Below are 16,367 nucleotides of genomic sequence, written 5' to 3' on the forward strand. Positions count from 1 at the left end.
AAAAAGCTAAGATATTCTTTTCTGGCTTGTTACTCAGCCATGTTATTTTTTGCTGCCAACATCGCACCCTTTAAGCCTAAGGCTTCATCGGTAATAAGATAAATTGGCATAGTTTTCACTACTTTAGTCATGCGCCCTTTTTCTAAAAAAGCACTTACAAAATTCTTTTTTTGCATCCAAGCCTGTAATTTCAATGCAACGCCGCCAGCCAGAAAAATTCCGCCAGGTGCGTTCCAAATTAGTGCGACCGCACCAATAAACGCACCATAAATCGTAACAAATTCCATGATTGCTTTTGTCGCGGTAGGGTCACCACTCTCTGCCGCCTGGTGGATTTCGGCCGCCGTTAGACGTTTTAAAGAGTCTTCTTTTTTATCCTTAGCAATAAGTAAGCTTACCTGCTTATTTAATGGATTAAAAAACTTATTTTTATGAAGTTTTTGTGAACTTGTTTGAGAATAAGTATTGGGTAAGTCGTGTAATAAAAAGAACTCATATAAAGTTTCCAGGCCTGGTCCAGATAAAACCCGTTCATAAGAGACATGCTCCCATTTCTGCCAAAGCCAATTTAGTAATATTTGTTGCGTTTCAGAAATGGGGGCAAAATCAAAATGCCCACCCTCTGAGGGCTGTGGAATATAGTTATCACCATCAAAAAACACGGGAGCCACACCCAAACCAGTACCCGCACCAATAACTAAACGATTACCCTCTTTGGCAATATTTTCTATTGGAGAATAGAGTGTCATTTTATCGGAGGGCATTAAGTCATCTACCCCTAATGCAGCGGCATAAAAGTCATTTACAAAATGTACTGTTTGAATACCGCATTTTTGCTCAATCAAATCGGCATCAACAACCCAGGGTAAATTCGTTAATTCAACCACTCGGCCATCTACCAGGCCTGGTAAACCGAAACAAGCCGCATCAATAATCGGATGAGATTGATTAGAAAATTCAAAGGTATCAAGAAAGGTGGTAATAATAGATTGGAGCGAATCAAACGCCTGACACTGATAGCGCTGCTCACCTAAAACATGGGTTAACGTTGAATTAGCAACTGTGGAATGTGCGGTATTTGGCTTGATCTGAATAAGTTGAAGTAATGCTTTTGTTCCTCCTATATCACCAGCCAAATAATACATTCAAACCACCTTAATCATTGAGGGATAAAATGACGTGAAAGCTTAGCGCTCACAAAGAGCGCTCCCCTGACACATAAAACAAGTTCATTCAGACTCTGCATAAAGTGAATCCAACCCTTCGCAGATTAAATGGTTAAAAAAGCTATGCGCTTCTTGAATTCTAGCGGTTGCCTGCGAATGGACTTGCAAGCAGTAATCCGCTTCCGCCCCCATTCGGCTTAACCCTTGTCCTGTTAAAGCAACAGTCACACACTCACACTGTTTTGCCATCTCAATCGCTTTAACCACATTAGCGCTATTACCAGAGGTTGACATAGCCATCACCACATCACCAGGCCTGGCAAGTCCTTGAATTTGACGAGCAAACACCGTTTCAAACTCATAGTCATTAGCGTGTGCGGTTAAAATAGAGCTGTCGGTTGTTAGGGCGATAGAAGCAATCGGTTGGCGATTTTTAACATATCGCACCATTAACTCAGCCGCCATATGCTGAGCATCGGCCGCACTTCCACCATTACCCAACCAAATGACTTTACCGCCTGAATTGATCGATTGTTGAATCTCTTTAACCACTTGTGTTACCAGGCCTGCTTGGTCAATCACGGACTGCATGGCTTTTTGGTTTTCGGCCAAAGCTTGCTCAAAATGGATGTTTATTTTTGATGACATGGATTCGTAATGACTTCTATTTATTATGACTTATTTATTATCGCTTATTTAAGACGGTCTTCGGTTTGAATTTTATCTACCAATTTGGTGGTTGAATAGCCGTCCCAAAATGACAATATCTCTACCTGCCCACCTGCGTCCCAAACACATTGAGCGCCTGCAATCTCTTCAGGCTTATAGTCGCCACCTTTGACTAAAACATCTGGCAACAGTTTACAAATCAGACGTTCTGGCGTCTCCTCATTAAAAGCGACCACCCAATCAACACAACTCAACGCGGACAATAGTTCCATTCTGCCGTCCAACCCAACAATAGGACGAGAATCCCCTTTGAGTTTTTTTACCGACTCATCAGAGTTTACCGCAATAATCAAACGTTCACCTAATTTTGCGGCTTCATTTAAATAACGCACATGACCGCTATGCAACAGATCAAAACAACCATTGGTAAAAACGACTTTTTCACCGTTTTTTTGCGCTAATTGCACGAGCTCAAGAAGCTCGTCTTCATTCATTGCCACATAACCTTGGTGACGCATATCGGCTTTTATTGCTTCGTCCAACTCGGCCTTCGAGACGGTTGACGTTCCCACTTTGCGAACCACAACACTGGCCGCTTGATTGGCTAGATGCACCGAATTTTGCCAAGATAAACCACTGGCAAACCCCGTTGCCAAAGCGGCCATAACGGTATCACCCGCACCCGTTACATCATACACCTCTTGTGCCTGTGACTTTAATAAGTAAGGCTTCTCATTTTGGGTAACCAATGCCATACCATGTTCACTGCGTGTAACCAGTAAAGCTTGAAGAGATAAATCATCAATCAGTTTAGTGGCTTTAGCCACCACAGAGGCTTCATCAGCAGCAGACCCTACAACAGCTTCAAATTCACTCTGATTCGGTTTAATCAAAGTGGCATTTTGATAGCGTACAAAATCTAAACCTTTAGGATCAACCAACACTGGAACATTGGCCTCAACGGCAATCGCAATCATCTGTTCTACAAACTGCAACGCACCTTTGGCGTAATCGGAAACAACTAACACGTCATACTCGGCAATGTGTTTTTTAACTAAACCAACCAAAGCGTGTGCTGGCGCTTCGGGCACAGGCTCTTCAAAATCCATACGGATTAACTGCTGGTGATGACTGAGCACTCGTAATTTACAAATCGTGCCACTTTCAGAAAGTGACCAATCGGTTTTCACGCCCGCTTGATGCATTAATTGTGTCAACTGCTGACCGTGTGAATCGACCTCACCGCTTTTAGTCTGACCAATCACCCCCAACAAACAGGCTTGCGCACCTAAAGCCGCCACATTTAACGCGACGTTAGCCGCACCACCTGCACGCATCTCTTCTTTAGCCACTTTCACCACGGGCACGGGCGCTTCGGGTGAAATCCTTCCCGCACGTCCATTCCAGTATTGGTCCAACATTACATCACCAACAATAAGAATTTTAGATTGTGAAAAGTCGTGCATAGTTATCCTTAATTAAAAACTTGAATTTGGAGCGCTTGGCATCTTTATCAGCCTCTGTCGTGCAAAGGTCTTATAGATAGATTAAAATGTGCCCACAGTTTATCAGGAAACCCCAACATGCAAAATTCAAAAACCGCTTTTTCTATTGTTTTGAGTACATTAATTTCAATTTCAGCCCTAGCTCCAACAAGCACTTATGCTGAAAACTCCAATAATGGCCCAATGTCATTAGCGATTTTAGGAGCCATTGGCTCTTTAGGGTTTGCTTGTTATCAAGGTAAAGCACCTTGCGTATTACGCCCACACATTAATACTGATGCGTTAACGGCTAGTGCAGACATAGGTTCAGATAATAAACTACAACATACTCGATTTTCTATCGGTGCCGATTGGGATGAAAAAGTCTATGAAGCTCAAAATTGGGAAGTGGTTGGTCGTTGGGATTTAAGTGCTCACGCTTGGAGTTCGACTGAAAAAAACATAGAGAATGATAACGGTTATATTATTGGCCTTACTCCAGTGTTTCATTACCAGTTGAAAAACATGGCTTACACACCGTTTATTGAACTGGGTGGTGGCCCTCACCTTTTGAGTGACATCCGTATTGAAAACGAAAACAAATCAACTCAATTTCAGTTTGGAAGTATTTTTGGCTTAGGCATTAAACGTGATGCGTTTGAAGTAGGTTACCGTTATTTGCACATCTCCAATGCGGGTATTGAAATGCCAAACCCAGGCACAGACATTCACAATATTCATGTGGGTTACCACTTTTAAAAACCCTTTTGAACGTTCATTAATCCAACATTAAAGGTTAGCTAAACACTATGTCAATCGACTATCAAGCCATTGCAAAACAAGTACTCGATATTGAAGCCGAAGCGGTTTTACACCTTAAAACCCTCATTGATGACAACTTCTCGGGCAGCGTAGATGCCATTTTAAACACCCAAGGGCGTGTGGTCATTTGCGGCATGGGTAAATCTGGGTTGATTGGTAAAAAAATTATGGCGACTTTTGCCAGTACGGGAACACCTTGCTTTTTTATGCACCCAGGTGAAGCCTTTCACGGTGATTTAGGAATGGTCTCCCCTACAGATGTGTTTTTAGCTTTGTCTAACTCAGGCGAAACCGAAGAGGTCATTCGTCTTCTGCCCTTTTTAAAAGATAACGGTAATATTGTTATTTCAATGACTGGCAAACCTGAATCCACTCTAGCCGTTAACGCTGATTTTCATTTAAATATTGCCGTGCCCAAAGAAGCATGCCCACATCAATTAGCGCCAACATCTTCTACTACCGCCACCTTAGTGATGGGTGATGCATTAGCAGTAGCGCTTATGGAAGCCAGAGGCTTTCAACCACATGAATTTGCCCGTTTTCATCCAGGCGGTAGCTTAGGCCGAAAACTGCTTACCCGTGTTAAACATGAGATGACTAGCAAAAACTTGCCAATGGTTTCAAGCGCCTCTTCTGTTCAAGAAGTAATACACACCATGAATGAAGGCCGTTTGGGTTTGTGTATTGTGGATAATGGTAAAGGCATTATTACCGATGGTGATTTACGCCGCCACATGGAAACCGACTCCGCCAACTTTATGCAGCTAACCGCACAAGATTTGATGGGAAGTCACCCAAAAACCATTGATGCTGAAGCGCGTTTAAATGAAGCGGAAGAGATGATGAATGACAATAAAATCACCTCTCTTCTAGTCACCGAAGACGCTCAAGTGGTGGGTGTAATCCAAATTTACGATTTAAATGGTTAAAATTACCAGGCCTGGTTAATTAAAATGAACCTATTCAGCTATCGACTTCTTACCTTTATAACCATGCCTCTGATTGCGTATTCTGGCTGGAAGCGATGCCGTAAACATAAAAAACAGCAACAACATAACCCAGAGTTACCTGATATCCCCGATTGCTTTAGAAGCCGTTTTGGTGTTAATCGTCAAAAATATCAAACAGGCGGTATTTGGATTCACGCGGTATCAGTGGGTGAAACTCGCTCGGTTTTTCCGCTGTTAACCGCTCTAAAAGAAAACTACCCAAACTTACCCCTTACGGTCACTAACGGCTCAACTCAGGGTGCATTACAAGCCTTACAGTTCTCACCCGTAGAGATTCAACACCAGATGCTCCCCTATGACTATTCTTTTGCGGTTAAACGTTTTTTAAAACAGATTAAACCTAAATTGGTCATTATGGTCGAAACCGAGATTTGGCCTAATCTTTACCAAGCCTGTCAAGAACACAATATTCCCATTATTTTAATCAATGCACGATTAAAAGAATCTTCGTTTAAAGCCTATCAAAAATGGGGTGGTAAAGTAATTACCAATGCCTTAAATCAAACGCAATTTATTGGCGTGCAATTCTCGGCGGATGCTGAACACTTTAAAGCTTTAGGCGCTCAACAATCTAAAATTAAAACCTTGGGCAACCTTAAGTTTGATTTAACCCTTGATAAACACTCAACAGAAAACGCCAATCACTGGAAAGCAGAGCATAACCTAACTACTAGACCGATCTGGGTGGCGGCAAGCACACATGCACACCCAAACAGCAACGAGCTTTCTCAGAGTGAAGAACATATTGTTATAGAGGCCCATAAGCGTTTATTAAAAAGTGAACCAAATGCATTATTAATATTGGTTCCAAGGCATGCTGATCGTTTTGAAGAGGTCGCTAAATTACTTGATGACAATCAGCTTCATTGGGCTAGCCGTAGTAAACAACAGCCAATTACCACTTCAACCCAAGTCTATCTAGCCGATACCGTCGGTGAATTAATGCTCTGGTTTGCTGTCAGTGATGTGGCCTTTATTGGTGGCAGTTTAGTGCCTTTTGGCGGGCATAATATTTTAGAACCCGCGGCACTCAATAAGCCCATTATTTCAGGTGAGCACTTTGCCAACCTGAAAGCACTGTTTGAACCTTTTATTGACGCTGATGCCATTCGCATTGTAAAAGACAGTAATGCATTAGCAGACAGCCTCTATCAAATTATTCAAAACCCACAGCAAGCTCAAGAGTTAGCAACAAAAGCGCATAACTGTTTTACTCAACAAACAGGCGCATTACAAAGAACAATAGAATACATAAAACCCTTGCTAAAGTAAGCCCATAGCAAAACCACCAGGCCTGGCATTTCCTGTGGCTATATTAATGGTGTGAGTTCAGGGTAAATGTAAATTTTAGAGATAAAAAAAGCCCGATTAATGAACTTAATCGGGCTTTAACACGCTATTCCAACGCCGTTCAATTAATGCTGGTAAGCCTTATGTGACAGATATAATGCCAGAGCAACCATCATAATCGCTAGCGAATAGTAAAGCAGTTCAAGCGGTGCGGTTGGCTTTAAGAAGATCGCCTGTTCAAAAAACATCACAATCAAAATAAGCACAATCACTTTTGCCAAACGGTCTTTTAAATCATCTAAAGAGTTAATAAACAGAATATTGCTTGCGCCATGTTTGCTGCCTGCAATATCAATCTTAGAAATAAACAGCTCGTATAAACCTAAAGAAAAAATCAATAAAATCGCACCTAACAGATAACCATCAACTGAGCCAACAATATGTGCAACCGTTTGCGCTTTTAACAAAGCACGACCATCATCATCCAACTCGTGGTAATGAGCCAAGTGGCTAATGGTGTAATACACATCCACTGTGGTGGTATAAAAAATGGCAAATGCCGCAAATAAACTCGCTATCACCGCAACCAATACAATAAAACGGCTATTCCATAAGGCCGATTCAACCACTCTTTCTGCCACACCCTGGTTTTTAACCGTACAAACGACTTCAGGTTCATCGTATTTCTGCCTTGACTCTTCATTTGCCATAAAATTCTCCTGTCATTTTTAGAAGCTACCAGGCCTGTATAAACTTCATAGAGCCTGGTAGTTTAAATTAATTTTTATTCGCTTAATTCTTCAATGGTTAAATTGTGATTGGTGTAGATACATAAATCTCCAGCGATATGCAGAGCCTTTTCCACCACGTCACGTGCTGGTAGTTCGGTATTTTCCATTAACGCCTGTGCTGCTGAGTGTGCATAACTACCGCCAGAACCAATCGCAATAAAGTCATCTTGCGGTTCAATCACATCACCCGTGCCCGAAATCAGTAACATATTGTCTTTATCGGCCACCAACATCATCGCCTCAAGCTTACGCAGAGCGCGATCGGTACGCCAATCTTTAGCCATTTCAACCGCAGCGCGCATTAACTGACCATTATGGGTTTGCAAACGTCCTTCAAAACGCTCAAACAACGTAAAGGCATCAGCCGTTGCCCCAGCAAAACCTGCAATAACCTGACCATTATATAAACGGCGCACCTTACGAGCATTACCCTTCATCACCACATGACCTAATGTCACCTGACCATCACCACCAATGACCATTTGGCCACCGCGTTTAGCACATAAAATTGTAGTTCCGTGAAAAGACATATCTTTCCTTTTAGTTTTGTAACTTAATTTTTGAATGAGCCTATTTTAAAGGAATTTGATTTAGATAAGACAGAATTTGTTTGTTTGAATCAAAACCTAATTCACCACGAAGTCACGAAGACACGAAGTTTTAAAAACAAAAACCATTTTACGATGTACTCGCTCAACTAAATTACCAGGCCTGGTAAAAAGAGTAAAAAGCATCATCTTTGTTTAAAATTTTTTTCCTTCGTGACTTCGTGTCTTCGTGGTTCAAAACTAGCTTTTCAACAAAAAGTTTGAGGTTCGCAGTAGCTTTTAGTGTGTTTTAAAAATGAAATAGGAGCGTAATGAGAAACCCAAAATCAAGGCAAAAATCTATTTTTGCACGGAGCGTACATAAAGTACGTGAGTACAAAAATGGCTTTTTAACACAGGGATTGGTGCTCGCAAAAACATCTACTTAACTAAAAGCGTCACGAGAACCTCAAAATCGCGGCGGAGAGTCGATTTAAAAGCGGAGTTTACTCTAGTAAATGAGCATTTTAAATTGGCTCTCCAACAAAGAGTTTGAGGTTCGCAGTAGCTTTTAGGATTTTTTTGCTCTTGGATGTGCCTTATCATACACCTGCGCTAGATGCTGCATATCCAACTTGGTATAGATTTGCGTAGTTGATAGATTGGCATGTCCTAAAATCTCTTGCACGGCTCGTAAATCCCCACTGGACTCTAGTACATGTGTGGCACAGGCATGGCGTAATCTGTGTGGCGACATTTTAGTTGGCAGGCCTGCTGTGATGGTTCGTTTATCTAACTGATTTTGAATAGAGCGCACACTCAAGCGATTTCCTCGTTGATTGACAAACACAGCTTGCTCATCATCCTGTGCATAGTCATGACGAATTTCTAGCCAATTCCTAATGGCCAATAGGGCTTTTGAACCCACAGGCGCTAAACGTTCTTTCTGCCCTTTACCCAACACTCGCACCCAACCTGAACCCATTTCATCCAGGCCTGGTGAGATATCTAATTCGGCACATTCTGAAACACGTAACCCCGCTGAATATAGCAATTCAAAAATCGCTTGATCGCGAATATCTTGCCAAGTCTCTAAAGGCTGATCGAGTAGACGAGACATCCAGTCGACATCGACACTTTTTGGCAAGGGTTGCGGTTGTTTAGGGGCTTTAACCCCTTTGGCTGGATTTTTTAAGACTAAAGACTTTTGCAAAAGGTAATCATAAAAAGAGCGAATTGCCGATAACTGTCGCGCTAAGGTTCTGGCACTAATACCATGTTGAACTCGGTAGGCTAAAAAGGCACGAATCGCTTGTGAGTCAATGATTTGCCAATCTGTAAATTGATAAATACTTTTTGCCAAAGCCTCGCTGGCGTCAGCACTGGAGTCATCCATATCATCGGCTAAATAGAATTTTAAAAAGTCTTCGATGTCCCGCTGATAACTTGAAACGGTATGCACAGATTTATTCTGAGCCTGCATATGGCGTATAAAAGATTCCAGTGCGGTAAGAGACATAAAAACCCAATTACTTTATAAAAAGATGGTTTAAACGGGCAGTCACCAATTCAGCCATCATATTTAAGAAATAAGTGCCTAAATCAGGATGAAAACGATTGGTTTTACTCCCTAAAGCCAAAACACCCCAGACTTCTTCATCACCTAATGGCAGTAAACAAACCGATTGCATCGCTTCATCCGTATGAAATAGCCCTTTTTGCCACTCATTTTCAAGTAACCCACAAACGGGCTTGTGCACAGTTAAAGACGTTTTTAAGGCTTCATTCCAAGTTTGGCTAACACCGAGTTGATTGATTCCTTCTAAACTTTTAGATGGCACATCCCAAGAGACCATGGCGACCTGATCTACTTCAAACAGATTATGCATTTGCTCGTAAACCGTGGTTACGGATGCCTGTTCAGACTGTGCCGCCATTAATGCTTTGGTAAATTGCTGAACCTTGTAGAAAAGCTGGCCGTTTTCAGAGGCAATATCCATTAAGGTCTCTACCTCAATTTTAAGTGCATCACGTTGCTCACGTAACTGATAGACCTGGCGTTCTAACAATGAAACCGCTTTACCTGATTTAGGGTGTGGAATACTCAAGCTATCCAATAGATTGGGAAACACATGAAAAAACGTTGGATTCTGATTTAGGTAGCTAGCCACCTCTTCTGCAGACAGTTTGGTCTTGCTCAATGGCCCACTTACGGCTTTCATATTCATACTAAAATTTCCCCCTCAAATACCGTAACCGCAGGTCCGCTCATCCAGACTGGCGAGCTCTCGTTGCCATCCCACTGAATTTTTAAATCGCCCCCAGGCAAAGAAACGGTAACTTCATCGCCCACTTGCTGCCAATGTCTTAACACCACCATCGCGGCACAAGCACCAGTACCACAAGCTAAAGTCTCGGCGGCACCACGCTCATAGACGCGTAACTTAATATGGGTATTATCCACCTTTTGAGCAAAACCAACATTTACACGTTCTGGAAAACTGGGATGAGACTCTACCGCTGCACCAAACTTATCAACTGGTGCGGTTCTAATATCATCTACAGGCAATACCGCATGAGGATTACCCATTGAAACGGCACCAATTAACAGTGTTTCACCTAGTACATTCAATGCATACTCTTCTGACTTTTCAGTCGCCAAAAATGGCAAACTTGCTGGCTCAAAATTAGGCGCTCCCATATTTACGCGCACCCAACCAGAGTCTTCTATATAAAGCACAATGATGCCAGACGCGGTCTCAACCGTAATTTCAGTTTTATCGGTTAGGCCTTTGTCATACACAAAACGGGCAAAACAACGCGCTCCATTTCCACATTGTTGCACCTCTGAGCCATCGGCATTGAAAATACGATAGCGAAAATCCACATTCTCTTGAGTCGCATTTTCAACCACCAACAATTGGTCAAAGCCAATCCCAAAATGACGGTTAGACCATTCACGAATTTTTGATGCCTCAAACTCAACCTGTTGATGAATGGCATCAATCACCATAAAGTCATTACCTAAACCTTGCATTTTAGTGAACGCAATATTCATATCTACCCCTACAAACAACCAGGCCTGGTTGTTTTTACCAATCAAAAGCCAATTTAAGACTCAAAACAAATACTATAAATACCGCAAATTATAACAGACTTACAAACAATCAAACGGACTCACCACACCCTGCCCGCCCTGTTTTAAAACGTGGGTATAAATCATGGTAGTTTGCAAATCAGCATGCCCCAATAAAGCCTGAATGGTGCGAATATCTGTGCCTGATAAAATCTTCACAACCACCACTCTTTGCGATGAATCACTCAACATCGCCTCACGAAATTCAAACCGATAAAACTTCACAAACCGCTTGACCCAATCGCAATAACTTATTCTCAGTAGAATACATACCCTCTTCACGACGCAATTTAGTACGCATTTCACCTAGTAACGTTAGTTTTTTTATTGTACTATTCATAATAGTTTAATCTTTCATCATGACGGATTATTAAGATAATGCAGCATAACCTGTCATAACAACAAGCACGTAAAATACTCAGCAAAGTTGACATGAAAGATCATTCAATAACCAATAAGCAGGCAATAGTGCCTGATACTAAATATTAGGCATTCAAGCATTTTTTCAATCAATGGAGTAGTAAATGAGTATATCGAAAGAACAAGAACAAAAAGCAAAAGATCAATTTTATGAAGATATAAAAGATGTAGATGAAAGTGATGTTGAATATGCATCAAAAAAAGGAAATAAAAAACTAAATCAATTTGGAGATAATCCTCCAGGGGCCTTAGCTAAACTTTGGAATGACATAAAATTAATGATCAGCTTGATAACTGATTATGCCAAAGGTAACTATAAAGCAGTTCCTTGGAAAATTATTGCGGCAATTACAGGTGCTGTAGTTTATTTTGTATCACCAATTGACGTAATACCCGATTTTATTCCTGTTGTTGGTTATTTAGATGATGCCTTAGTAATCAAGTTAGCACTTGATTTGGCTGGTGATGACCTTGATGAGTATGCTCGTTGGAAAAATGCCTAACAAGGCACTCAAGCCGACTGCGCTAACGCGCAGCGGCTTAGCTTGATCGTTAGCCTTCTTAACTATTCAGCAAGCAAGGAAAGAATATGAGTGAAGAAAAATTACAATGTGGAATCGTTATGCCCATCTCTGCTATTGATGGGTGCAATGAAGCTCATTGGGCTGATGTACTTGAGATTATCAACGAAGCTATAGATGAGTCAGGGTTTGATGGGGAGCTTGTGAGTAACGCTGATGACGTTGGCATTATCCATAAGAGGATCATTCAAAACCTATATGAGAATCCAATCGTTGTGTGTGACGTCAGCGGCAAGAACCCTAATGTAATGTTCGAGCTAGGAATGCGACTCGCTTTCGATAAGCCAACGATCATTATTAAGGACGATAAAACCACTTACTCTTTTGATACCTCAGCAATTGAGCATCTTGAGTATCCTAGGGATCTTCGATTTACAAAAGTAGTTGAGTTTAAAAAGAAGTTGGCTGACAAACTAAAAGCTACTTATAAAAAAGCATCTGAAGACCCAAATTACACCACGTTTTTGAAACATTTTGGTGAGTTTAAGGTTGCGAAAATAGATCAAAAAGAAGTCTCTGGACAAGAATTCATTATTGAAGAGCTAAAAAGTATGAGGCGCTCAATTAATCGATTAGATCGTATGGGGCGAAATAAATATGATTTTGATCGATACATGGGTGAAAGCGATATAGATATTTGCCTTGGTGATTTCCCTGCTTCAAGAAGAGACGAAGCGATTGATCTTCTGATGAAACATCCGGCGGTAAAGAACGCCGGAATGGTTGAGCGTGGAGAAGGCCACTATCACTTGGTTGGTAGTACAAGGGGCAGTATGGAAGGCATAGAGATTGAGCGTGAAGTTTCTGAGATGCTTGGTGTCCATAATATGCGCAACAGGAAAATCAGAAAAAATATTGTTGAGGCAGGATAAGGCTAACAAAGCATTGCACCGGGCAGGCCGGTGAATGCGGCGTTAGGGTTAGGAATTTCATATGACATACAATGAAGCAAAAAAGAAGATTATTATAAGATGGTTAGTTGGTGCGCCTATTATTGTCGCCACTTCTTTGTCCAGTGTAGTTTCAGCACTAAAAATGTTTTACTTCGGGCTTGATAACGGCGATCAATTAAGTAGCGCGATTGCACTGCCAATTAAGCGACTTGTTTACCTTATATACGAAAATACCCAATTTCTAGAGTTTTTCTGGAAACACTCTCCGACACCAATTCTGAAAGACCTTTTCGCAAACAGCAACATTGCTTTTTTTGCTATTTATCTCTGCATTTTCTTTGGAATGGCTACGGTTGCCTATGCTCGCTCATTGTCGGCACGTGTTACAGAGATTGACAAAGAAATTGAAAACGAATTGATCCGAGAGTCAGTAAAGGGTAATACCTCACGCAAGCGGCAAGAAATCCAAGAACAGGTTTTAGTTCTAAAGCCTAATCGGTTTTCTCAGTTTCACAAACTCTATTTGGCCCCCATAATTGCTGGAGTTGTAGTTACAGTTATTGCAAAATTTTCAGGGCTTGTATAGCCCTAACAATTCACTCAACCTGTCCGTGCTAACGCGCAGCTGGTTAGTTTAAACATTATGTGTAAGAAATGGAGAAATGATTGAGTAACTCATATTACGTCTATGCATTAAAAGACCCCCGTTCAAATCCTGCAAAGATTTTTTATATTGGCAAAGGTACTGGGAGTCGTGCATGGAATCACATTATTAATGTTGATGATACACGGAAGGGTATATTCATAAGGGAACTTATGGATAACGGAAATGAAGTAATGGTTACTCAATTGATTAGTGATTTAACAGAGGCGCAAGCATTAAAAATTGAATCTGAACTAATATCAAGCTTTGGTACTATTGATTCCGGAGGCACTCTTTACAATACTGTTATACCTGCTGGCACAGTACGAAGGGTACAAAAAAATATCAATGTGCCAACTGGCGTAATTGATAAAGCACAAATAGGCATCAATCTATTAAAGGATGCGCTAGAAGAGTTTGCAGAAGCAAACCCAGAAGGGATCACAAATTCTGATTCAGCCCATTATTTAGGACTTCAAAGCGATAATGATGGAAAACAGCAAGATTATTTAACTTATAGCATTTTAGGTATTCTACTAAAAGAAAGTAGAGTTATAAGTGTTAAAGAAGGTAGTCGGCGTAAATACAAACATGCAAAAAACACATAACAAGGCGCTCGTTCGGATGCAAACTACGTTGCGCTTCGTTTGCACCGCACAGCTTCGTCGTTAGCTAACAAAGAGGTTAAGGAATGACAGACTATATTTATAACTCTAGCGGCAATGCTGTTGGTTACATCAGAGGCAAATACATTCATTCCATGTCAGGTCAGGCAGTTGGTCAATTAAATGGTACGCATGTTCATAAGCTTTCAGGTCAATATGTTGGTGAACTGCATGAGCAAATGATTTTAGATAAACACATGGGAAATTTTGGAAACATTGGTAATCCAGGAAACCCTGGAAATGCTGGTAATCCAGGAAACCCTGGTAATAGAGGTGTTATGAATTATGGATACCCAGATGTTTCATCTGAAATTTTCGGAAATTAAAGCTAACAATTCACTCAACCCGACCGCGCTAACGCGCGTCCGGTTAGCTTAAACGTTAGGGTTTTAAATTTCAGATGAAATGTCCAAATTGTTCAAACAAGATAAGCTTTTTTTCTAAAGGAATTTTAATAGGTGGCAAAAGCAATAAAGTATGCCCAAATTGTAGTTATAGCTATAAGACAGGAATCAACTTTAGAAACTTCCTAATTGCATTCATTCCATTGTTAATTTTGAGTTTAGTCCTTCAAGAAATTGGGGTCAGCAGATTAATTTCAAACTCAATAAGTCTTGCGTTGCTTGTTTACTTCGCAATGGATATAAAAAACGAAAAATTACAGAAGGTAAATTTCAGTGCCCAAAAAGGCTGTTTGTATTCTGCATTGGGTGTGTTGTTTTTCATTGTTGCAACATTTGCTGTTTTTGGGTTACTCTCTGCTTTTTCATGAAAATCAATCAAGTAACCCTAACAATGCACTCAACCCGACCGCACTAACGTGCGGCCGGTTAGCTTAAACGTTAGTGGTTCACTTTCAAAAACCACATTTTTATGAAAACCCTGGAGAAAATTAAATGAAAAAAGTCTTATCTTTAATGGTTCTTAGCATTCTTATTTCAGGGTGTTCAGCTCAACTGTCCTTTATAGATCCTAATTCAGGTGAACGCTATAAAGGTGAAACTGGTTCTACTTCTGGAAGCTCTGGTAACTTAACCGCATTAATTGAAAATGAAAAATTTGAAGGTGAATGGATATATTCGGCTATGGGTGGTAGTTATACACTAGGTACAGTAAATACCAGTTCTTACGGCACAACAGGATATGCAACAGGAACAGGAACTTTTACAGGTGTTTCTCCTGCTATGTCAGGAAATGGATTAATAACCATGAATGGAGATAAAGGTAGTTTTATGCGATGCGTATTTTCATACAGTAGTTGGAGTTCTACTGGGATGGGTCAATGCAAAAGAAATGACGGTAAGTTATTTGATTTAACTATCAAAAAATAATACCACTAACAATGCACTCAACCCGACCGCGCTAAAGCGCGGCTGGTTAGCTTAAACGTTAAGTTAAAAAAGAAATTATGGAAACAACACCAGAACTAGAAAAGTTAGCTTTTGAATTCTTTAAGATCTTTGCCCGCGCGGAATATTCTTTAAAAGCTTCGGGCTTCAATCGTGGTGATGGTAATGCTGAAGCTGATTGGTCTGCTTTCTCAAAACAAGTTAAAAGCTTAATTCAAAATCCAAACAACCAACAGCTCCAAGCTGCTATTGATTTTGTGATTAGCCAACCTCCCAAAAAACAAGTTATTGTTAATGGAAAAATAGAGTGGAGTGATTCCAATCCCACATTTCCTGACAAAGCTGAAAACTTACTAGTTTATATTCGCCGTGTAAGAAACAACTTATTTCATGGCGGAAAATTTAACGGACATTGGTTTGAACCAGAAAGAAGTGAGCAACTAATTAGCAAAAGTTTAATTATTCTCAAAGCTTGTATAAACCATAACAAAGACACTAAAAAAGCATATGAGTCATAAACTTAACAATGCACTTAACCCGACCGCGCTGACGCGCGGCCGGTTAGCTTAAACGTTATAATAATTGGGGTCATATATGGACACGCCCCTGATTTCAAGTAATAAAATATTTGGGGTCAGAGTAAAATTAAAACTGTAACCGAAATAATTGGGGTCAGAGTAAAATTAAAACTGTAACCGCATGATATTTATAGTTAATTCAAGAATAACTTTACTCTGACCCCATTTAAAATCCAATTTAAATCGGCTAGCATGCCTTTGAGCTGTCCTTAAACATAAGCCAACCACATAAACAGGTAAACAAACCTGTTGCGTTATGCCCTATGACGCGAATCAAAAGGAATTAAACGACTGTTTTAATTTATTAAAAAAGTATGAACCATTTACCATTGCGACTTTTGTA

The 16,367-nt window shown here is 40.6% G+C and carries 19 protein-coding genes and 1 pseudogene; 10 read left to right on the forward strand and 10 right to left on the reverse strand.

What is annotated here, in order from left to right; genetic code table 11:
* Nucleotides 1–29 precede the first annotated feature (29 nt).
* From A379_RS04560 to hldE, 3 genes are all read right to left on the reverse strand, one after another.
* Nucleotides 30–1,145, reverse strand: a complete 1,116-nt coding sequence (locus tag A379_RS04560; RefSeq protein ID WP_051145009.1) for a glucokinase — start codon at nt 1,143–1,145, stop codon at nt 30–32.
* A gap of 84 nt (nt 1,146–1,229) precedes the next feature.
* Nucleotides 1,230–1,814: an SIS domain-containing protein gene (locus A379_RS04565; RefSeq protein ID WP_040726129.1), complete on the reverse strand. Its 585-nt coding sequence runs from the start codon at nt 1,812–1,814 to the stop codon at nt 1,230–1,232.
* 44 nt (nt 1,815–1,858) lie between these two features.
* Nucleotides 1,859–3,301 (reverse strand): bifunctional D-glycero-beta-D-manno-heptose-7-phosphate kinase/D-glycero-beta-D-manno-heptose 1-phosphate adenylyltransferase HldE, encoded by a 1,443-nt coding sequence (gene hldE, locus A379_RS04570; protein WP_040726130.1) that lies wholly within the window; start codon nt 3,299–3,301, stop codon nt 1,859–1,861.
* 117 nt (nt 3,302–3,418) lie between these two features.
* Here hldE and A379_RS04575 point away from each other — a divergent pair, with 117 nt between their 5' ends.
* Genes A379_RS04575 through waaA form a run of 3 tightly spaced genes read left to right on the forward strand, consistent with a single transcriptional unit; the run spans nt 3,419 to nt 6,423 of the window.
* On the forward strand, nt 3,419–4,078 hold the full coding sequence (locus A379_RS04575) for an acyloxyacyl hydrolase (RefSeq protein ID WP_040726133.1): 660 nt from the start codon (nt 3,419–3,421) through the stop codon (nt 4,076–4,078).
* 50 nt (nt 4,079–4,128) lie between these two features.
* Nucleotides 4,129–5,070 (forward strand): SIS domain-containing protein, encoded by a 942-nt coding sequence (locus A379_RS04580; protein ID WP_040726136.1) that lies wholly within the window; start codon nt 4,129–4,131, stop codon nt 5,068–5,070.
* Nucleotides 5,071–5,094: 24 nt separating this feature from the next.
* Entirely contained in the window at nt 5,095–6,423 is a 1,329-nt protein-coding gene (waaA, locus tag A379_RS04585; RefSeq protein ID WP_040726139.1) for a lipid IV(A) 3-deoxy-D-manno-octulosonic acid transferase, read from the forward strand.
* 143 nt (nt 6,424–6,566) lie between these two features.
* Here waaA and A379_RS04590 read toward each other — a convergent pair whose 3' ends face one another.
* The 7 genes and pseudogenes from A379_RS04590 to A379_RS13215 form a co-directional block, all read right to left on the reverse strand.
* Nucleotides 6,567–7,151 carry a YqhA family protein gene (locus tag A379_RS04590; RefSeq protein ID WP_198525647.1) on the reverse strand — a complete coding sequence of 195 codons (585 nt, stop codon included), beginning with the start codon at nt 7,149–7,151 and terminating at the stop codon, nt 6,567–6,569.
* A gap of 74 nt (nt 7,152–7,225) precedes the next feature.
* The gene (gene hslV / locus A379_RS04595; RefSeq protein WP_040726142.1) at nt 7,226–7,762 is read right to left on the reverse strand and encodes an ATP-dependent protease subunit HslV; all 537 of its coding nucleotides are present in this window, start codon (nt 7,760–7,762) and stop codon (nt 7,226–7,228) included.
* A gap of 568 nt (nt 7,763–8,330) precedes the next feature.
* Nucleotides 8,331–9,278, reverse strand: coding sequence for a tyrosine recombinase XerC (xerC, locus tag A379_RS04600; RefSeq protein ID WP_040726146.1), 948 nt, complete (start codon nt 9,276–9,278; stop codon nt 8,331–8,333).
* Between the two features lie 10 nt (nt 9,279–9,288).
* Nucleotides 9,289–9,987 (reverse strand): DUF484 family protein, encoded by a 699-nt coding sequence (locus A379_RS04605; protein ID WP_232744815.1) that lies wholly within the window; start codon nt 9,985–9,987, stop codon nt 9,289–9,291.
* On the reverse strand, nt 9,984–10,817 hold the full coding sequence (gene dapF, locus A379_RS04610) for a diaminopimelate epimerase (protein ID WP_040726147.1): 834 nt from the start codon (nt 10,815–10,817) through the stop codon (nt 9,984–9,986). Before dapF ends, A379_RS04605 begins: the two co-directional genes overlap by 4 nt.
* A gap of 99 nt (nt 10,818–10,916) precedes the next feature.
* Nucleotides 10,917–11,042 (reverse strand): annotated as a pseudogene (locus A379_RS12915) (tyrosine-type recombinase/integrase); the annotation flags it as partial.
* Nucleotides 11,043–11,100: 58 nt separating this feature from the next.
* Nucleotides 11,101–11,235 carry a hypothetical protein gene (locus A379_RS13215; RefSeq protein ID WP_255325075.1) on the reverse strand — a complete coding sequence of 45 codons (135 nt, stop codon included), beginning with the start codon at nt 11,233–11,235 and terminating at the stop codon, nt 11,101–11,103.
* 184 nt (nt 11,236–11,419) lie between these two features.
* On the opposite strand from A379_RS13215, the gene A379_RS04615 reads away from it, so the two are divergent.
* The 7 genes from A379_RS04615 to A379_RS04650 all read left to right on the forward strand — a co-directional run bounded on the left by A379_RS04615 (nt 11,420) and on the right by A379_RS04650 (nt 15,964).
* Complete coding sequence (locus tag A379_RS04615) at nt 11,420–11,818, forward strand: YkvA family protein (RefSeq protein ID WP_040726150.1); 399 nt, start codon at nt 11,420–11,422, stop codon at nt 11,816–11,818.
* Nucleotides 11,819–11,904: 86 nt separating this feature from the next.
* On the forward strand, nt 11,905–12,768 hold the full coding sequence (locus A379_RS04620; protein ID WP_040726153.1) for a hypothetical protein: 864 nt from the start codon (nt 11,905–11,907) through the stop codon (nt 12,766–12,768).
* Between the two features lie 61 nt (nt 12,769–12,829).
* Nucleotides 12,830–13,375 carry a YniB family protein gene (locus A379_RS04625; RefSeq protein ID WP_040726155.1) on the forward strand — a complete coding sequence of 182 codons (546 nt, stop codon included), beginning with the start codon at nt 12,830–12,832 and terminating at the stop codon, nt 13,373–13,375.
* A 230-nt stretch (nt 13,376–13,605) separates the two neighbouring features.
* Nucleotides 13,606–14,040 (forward strand): hypothetical protein, encoded by a 435-nt coding sequence (locus A379_RS04630; RefSeq protein WP_198525648.1) that lies wholly within the window; start codon nt 13,606–13,608, stop codon nt 14,038–14,040.
* An 83-nt stretch (nt 14,041–14,123) separates the two neighbouring features.
* Entirely contained in the window at nt 14,124–14,423 is a 300-nt protein-coding gene (locus tag A379_RS04635) for a 4-fold beta flower protein (RefSeq protein WP_040726160.1), read from the forward strand.
* A 570-nt stretch (nt 14,424–14,993) separates the two neighbouring features.
* Complete coding sequence (locus A379_RS04645; protein WP_040726164.1) at nt 14,994–15,428, forward strand: hypothetical protein; 435 nt, start codon at nt 14,994–14,996, stop codon at nt 15,426–15,428.
* Nucleotides 15,429–15,505: 77 nt separating this feature from the next.
* Nucleotides 15,506–15,964, forward strand: coding sequence for a hypothetical protein (locus A379_RS04650; protein ID WP_040726167.1), 459 nt, complete (start codon nt 15,506–15,508; stop codon nt 15,962–15,964).
* Nucleotides 15,965–16,367 lie beyond the last annotated feature (403 nt).

It is taken from the genome of Thiomicrorhabdus sp. Kp2 (assembly GCF_000478585.1).
GTDB lineage: Bacteria > Pseudomonadota > Gammaproteobacteria > Thiomicrospirales > Thiomicrospiraceae > Thiomicrorhabdus.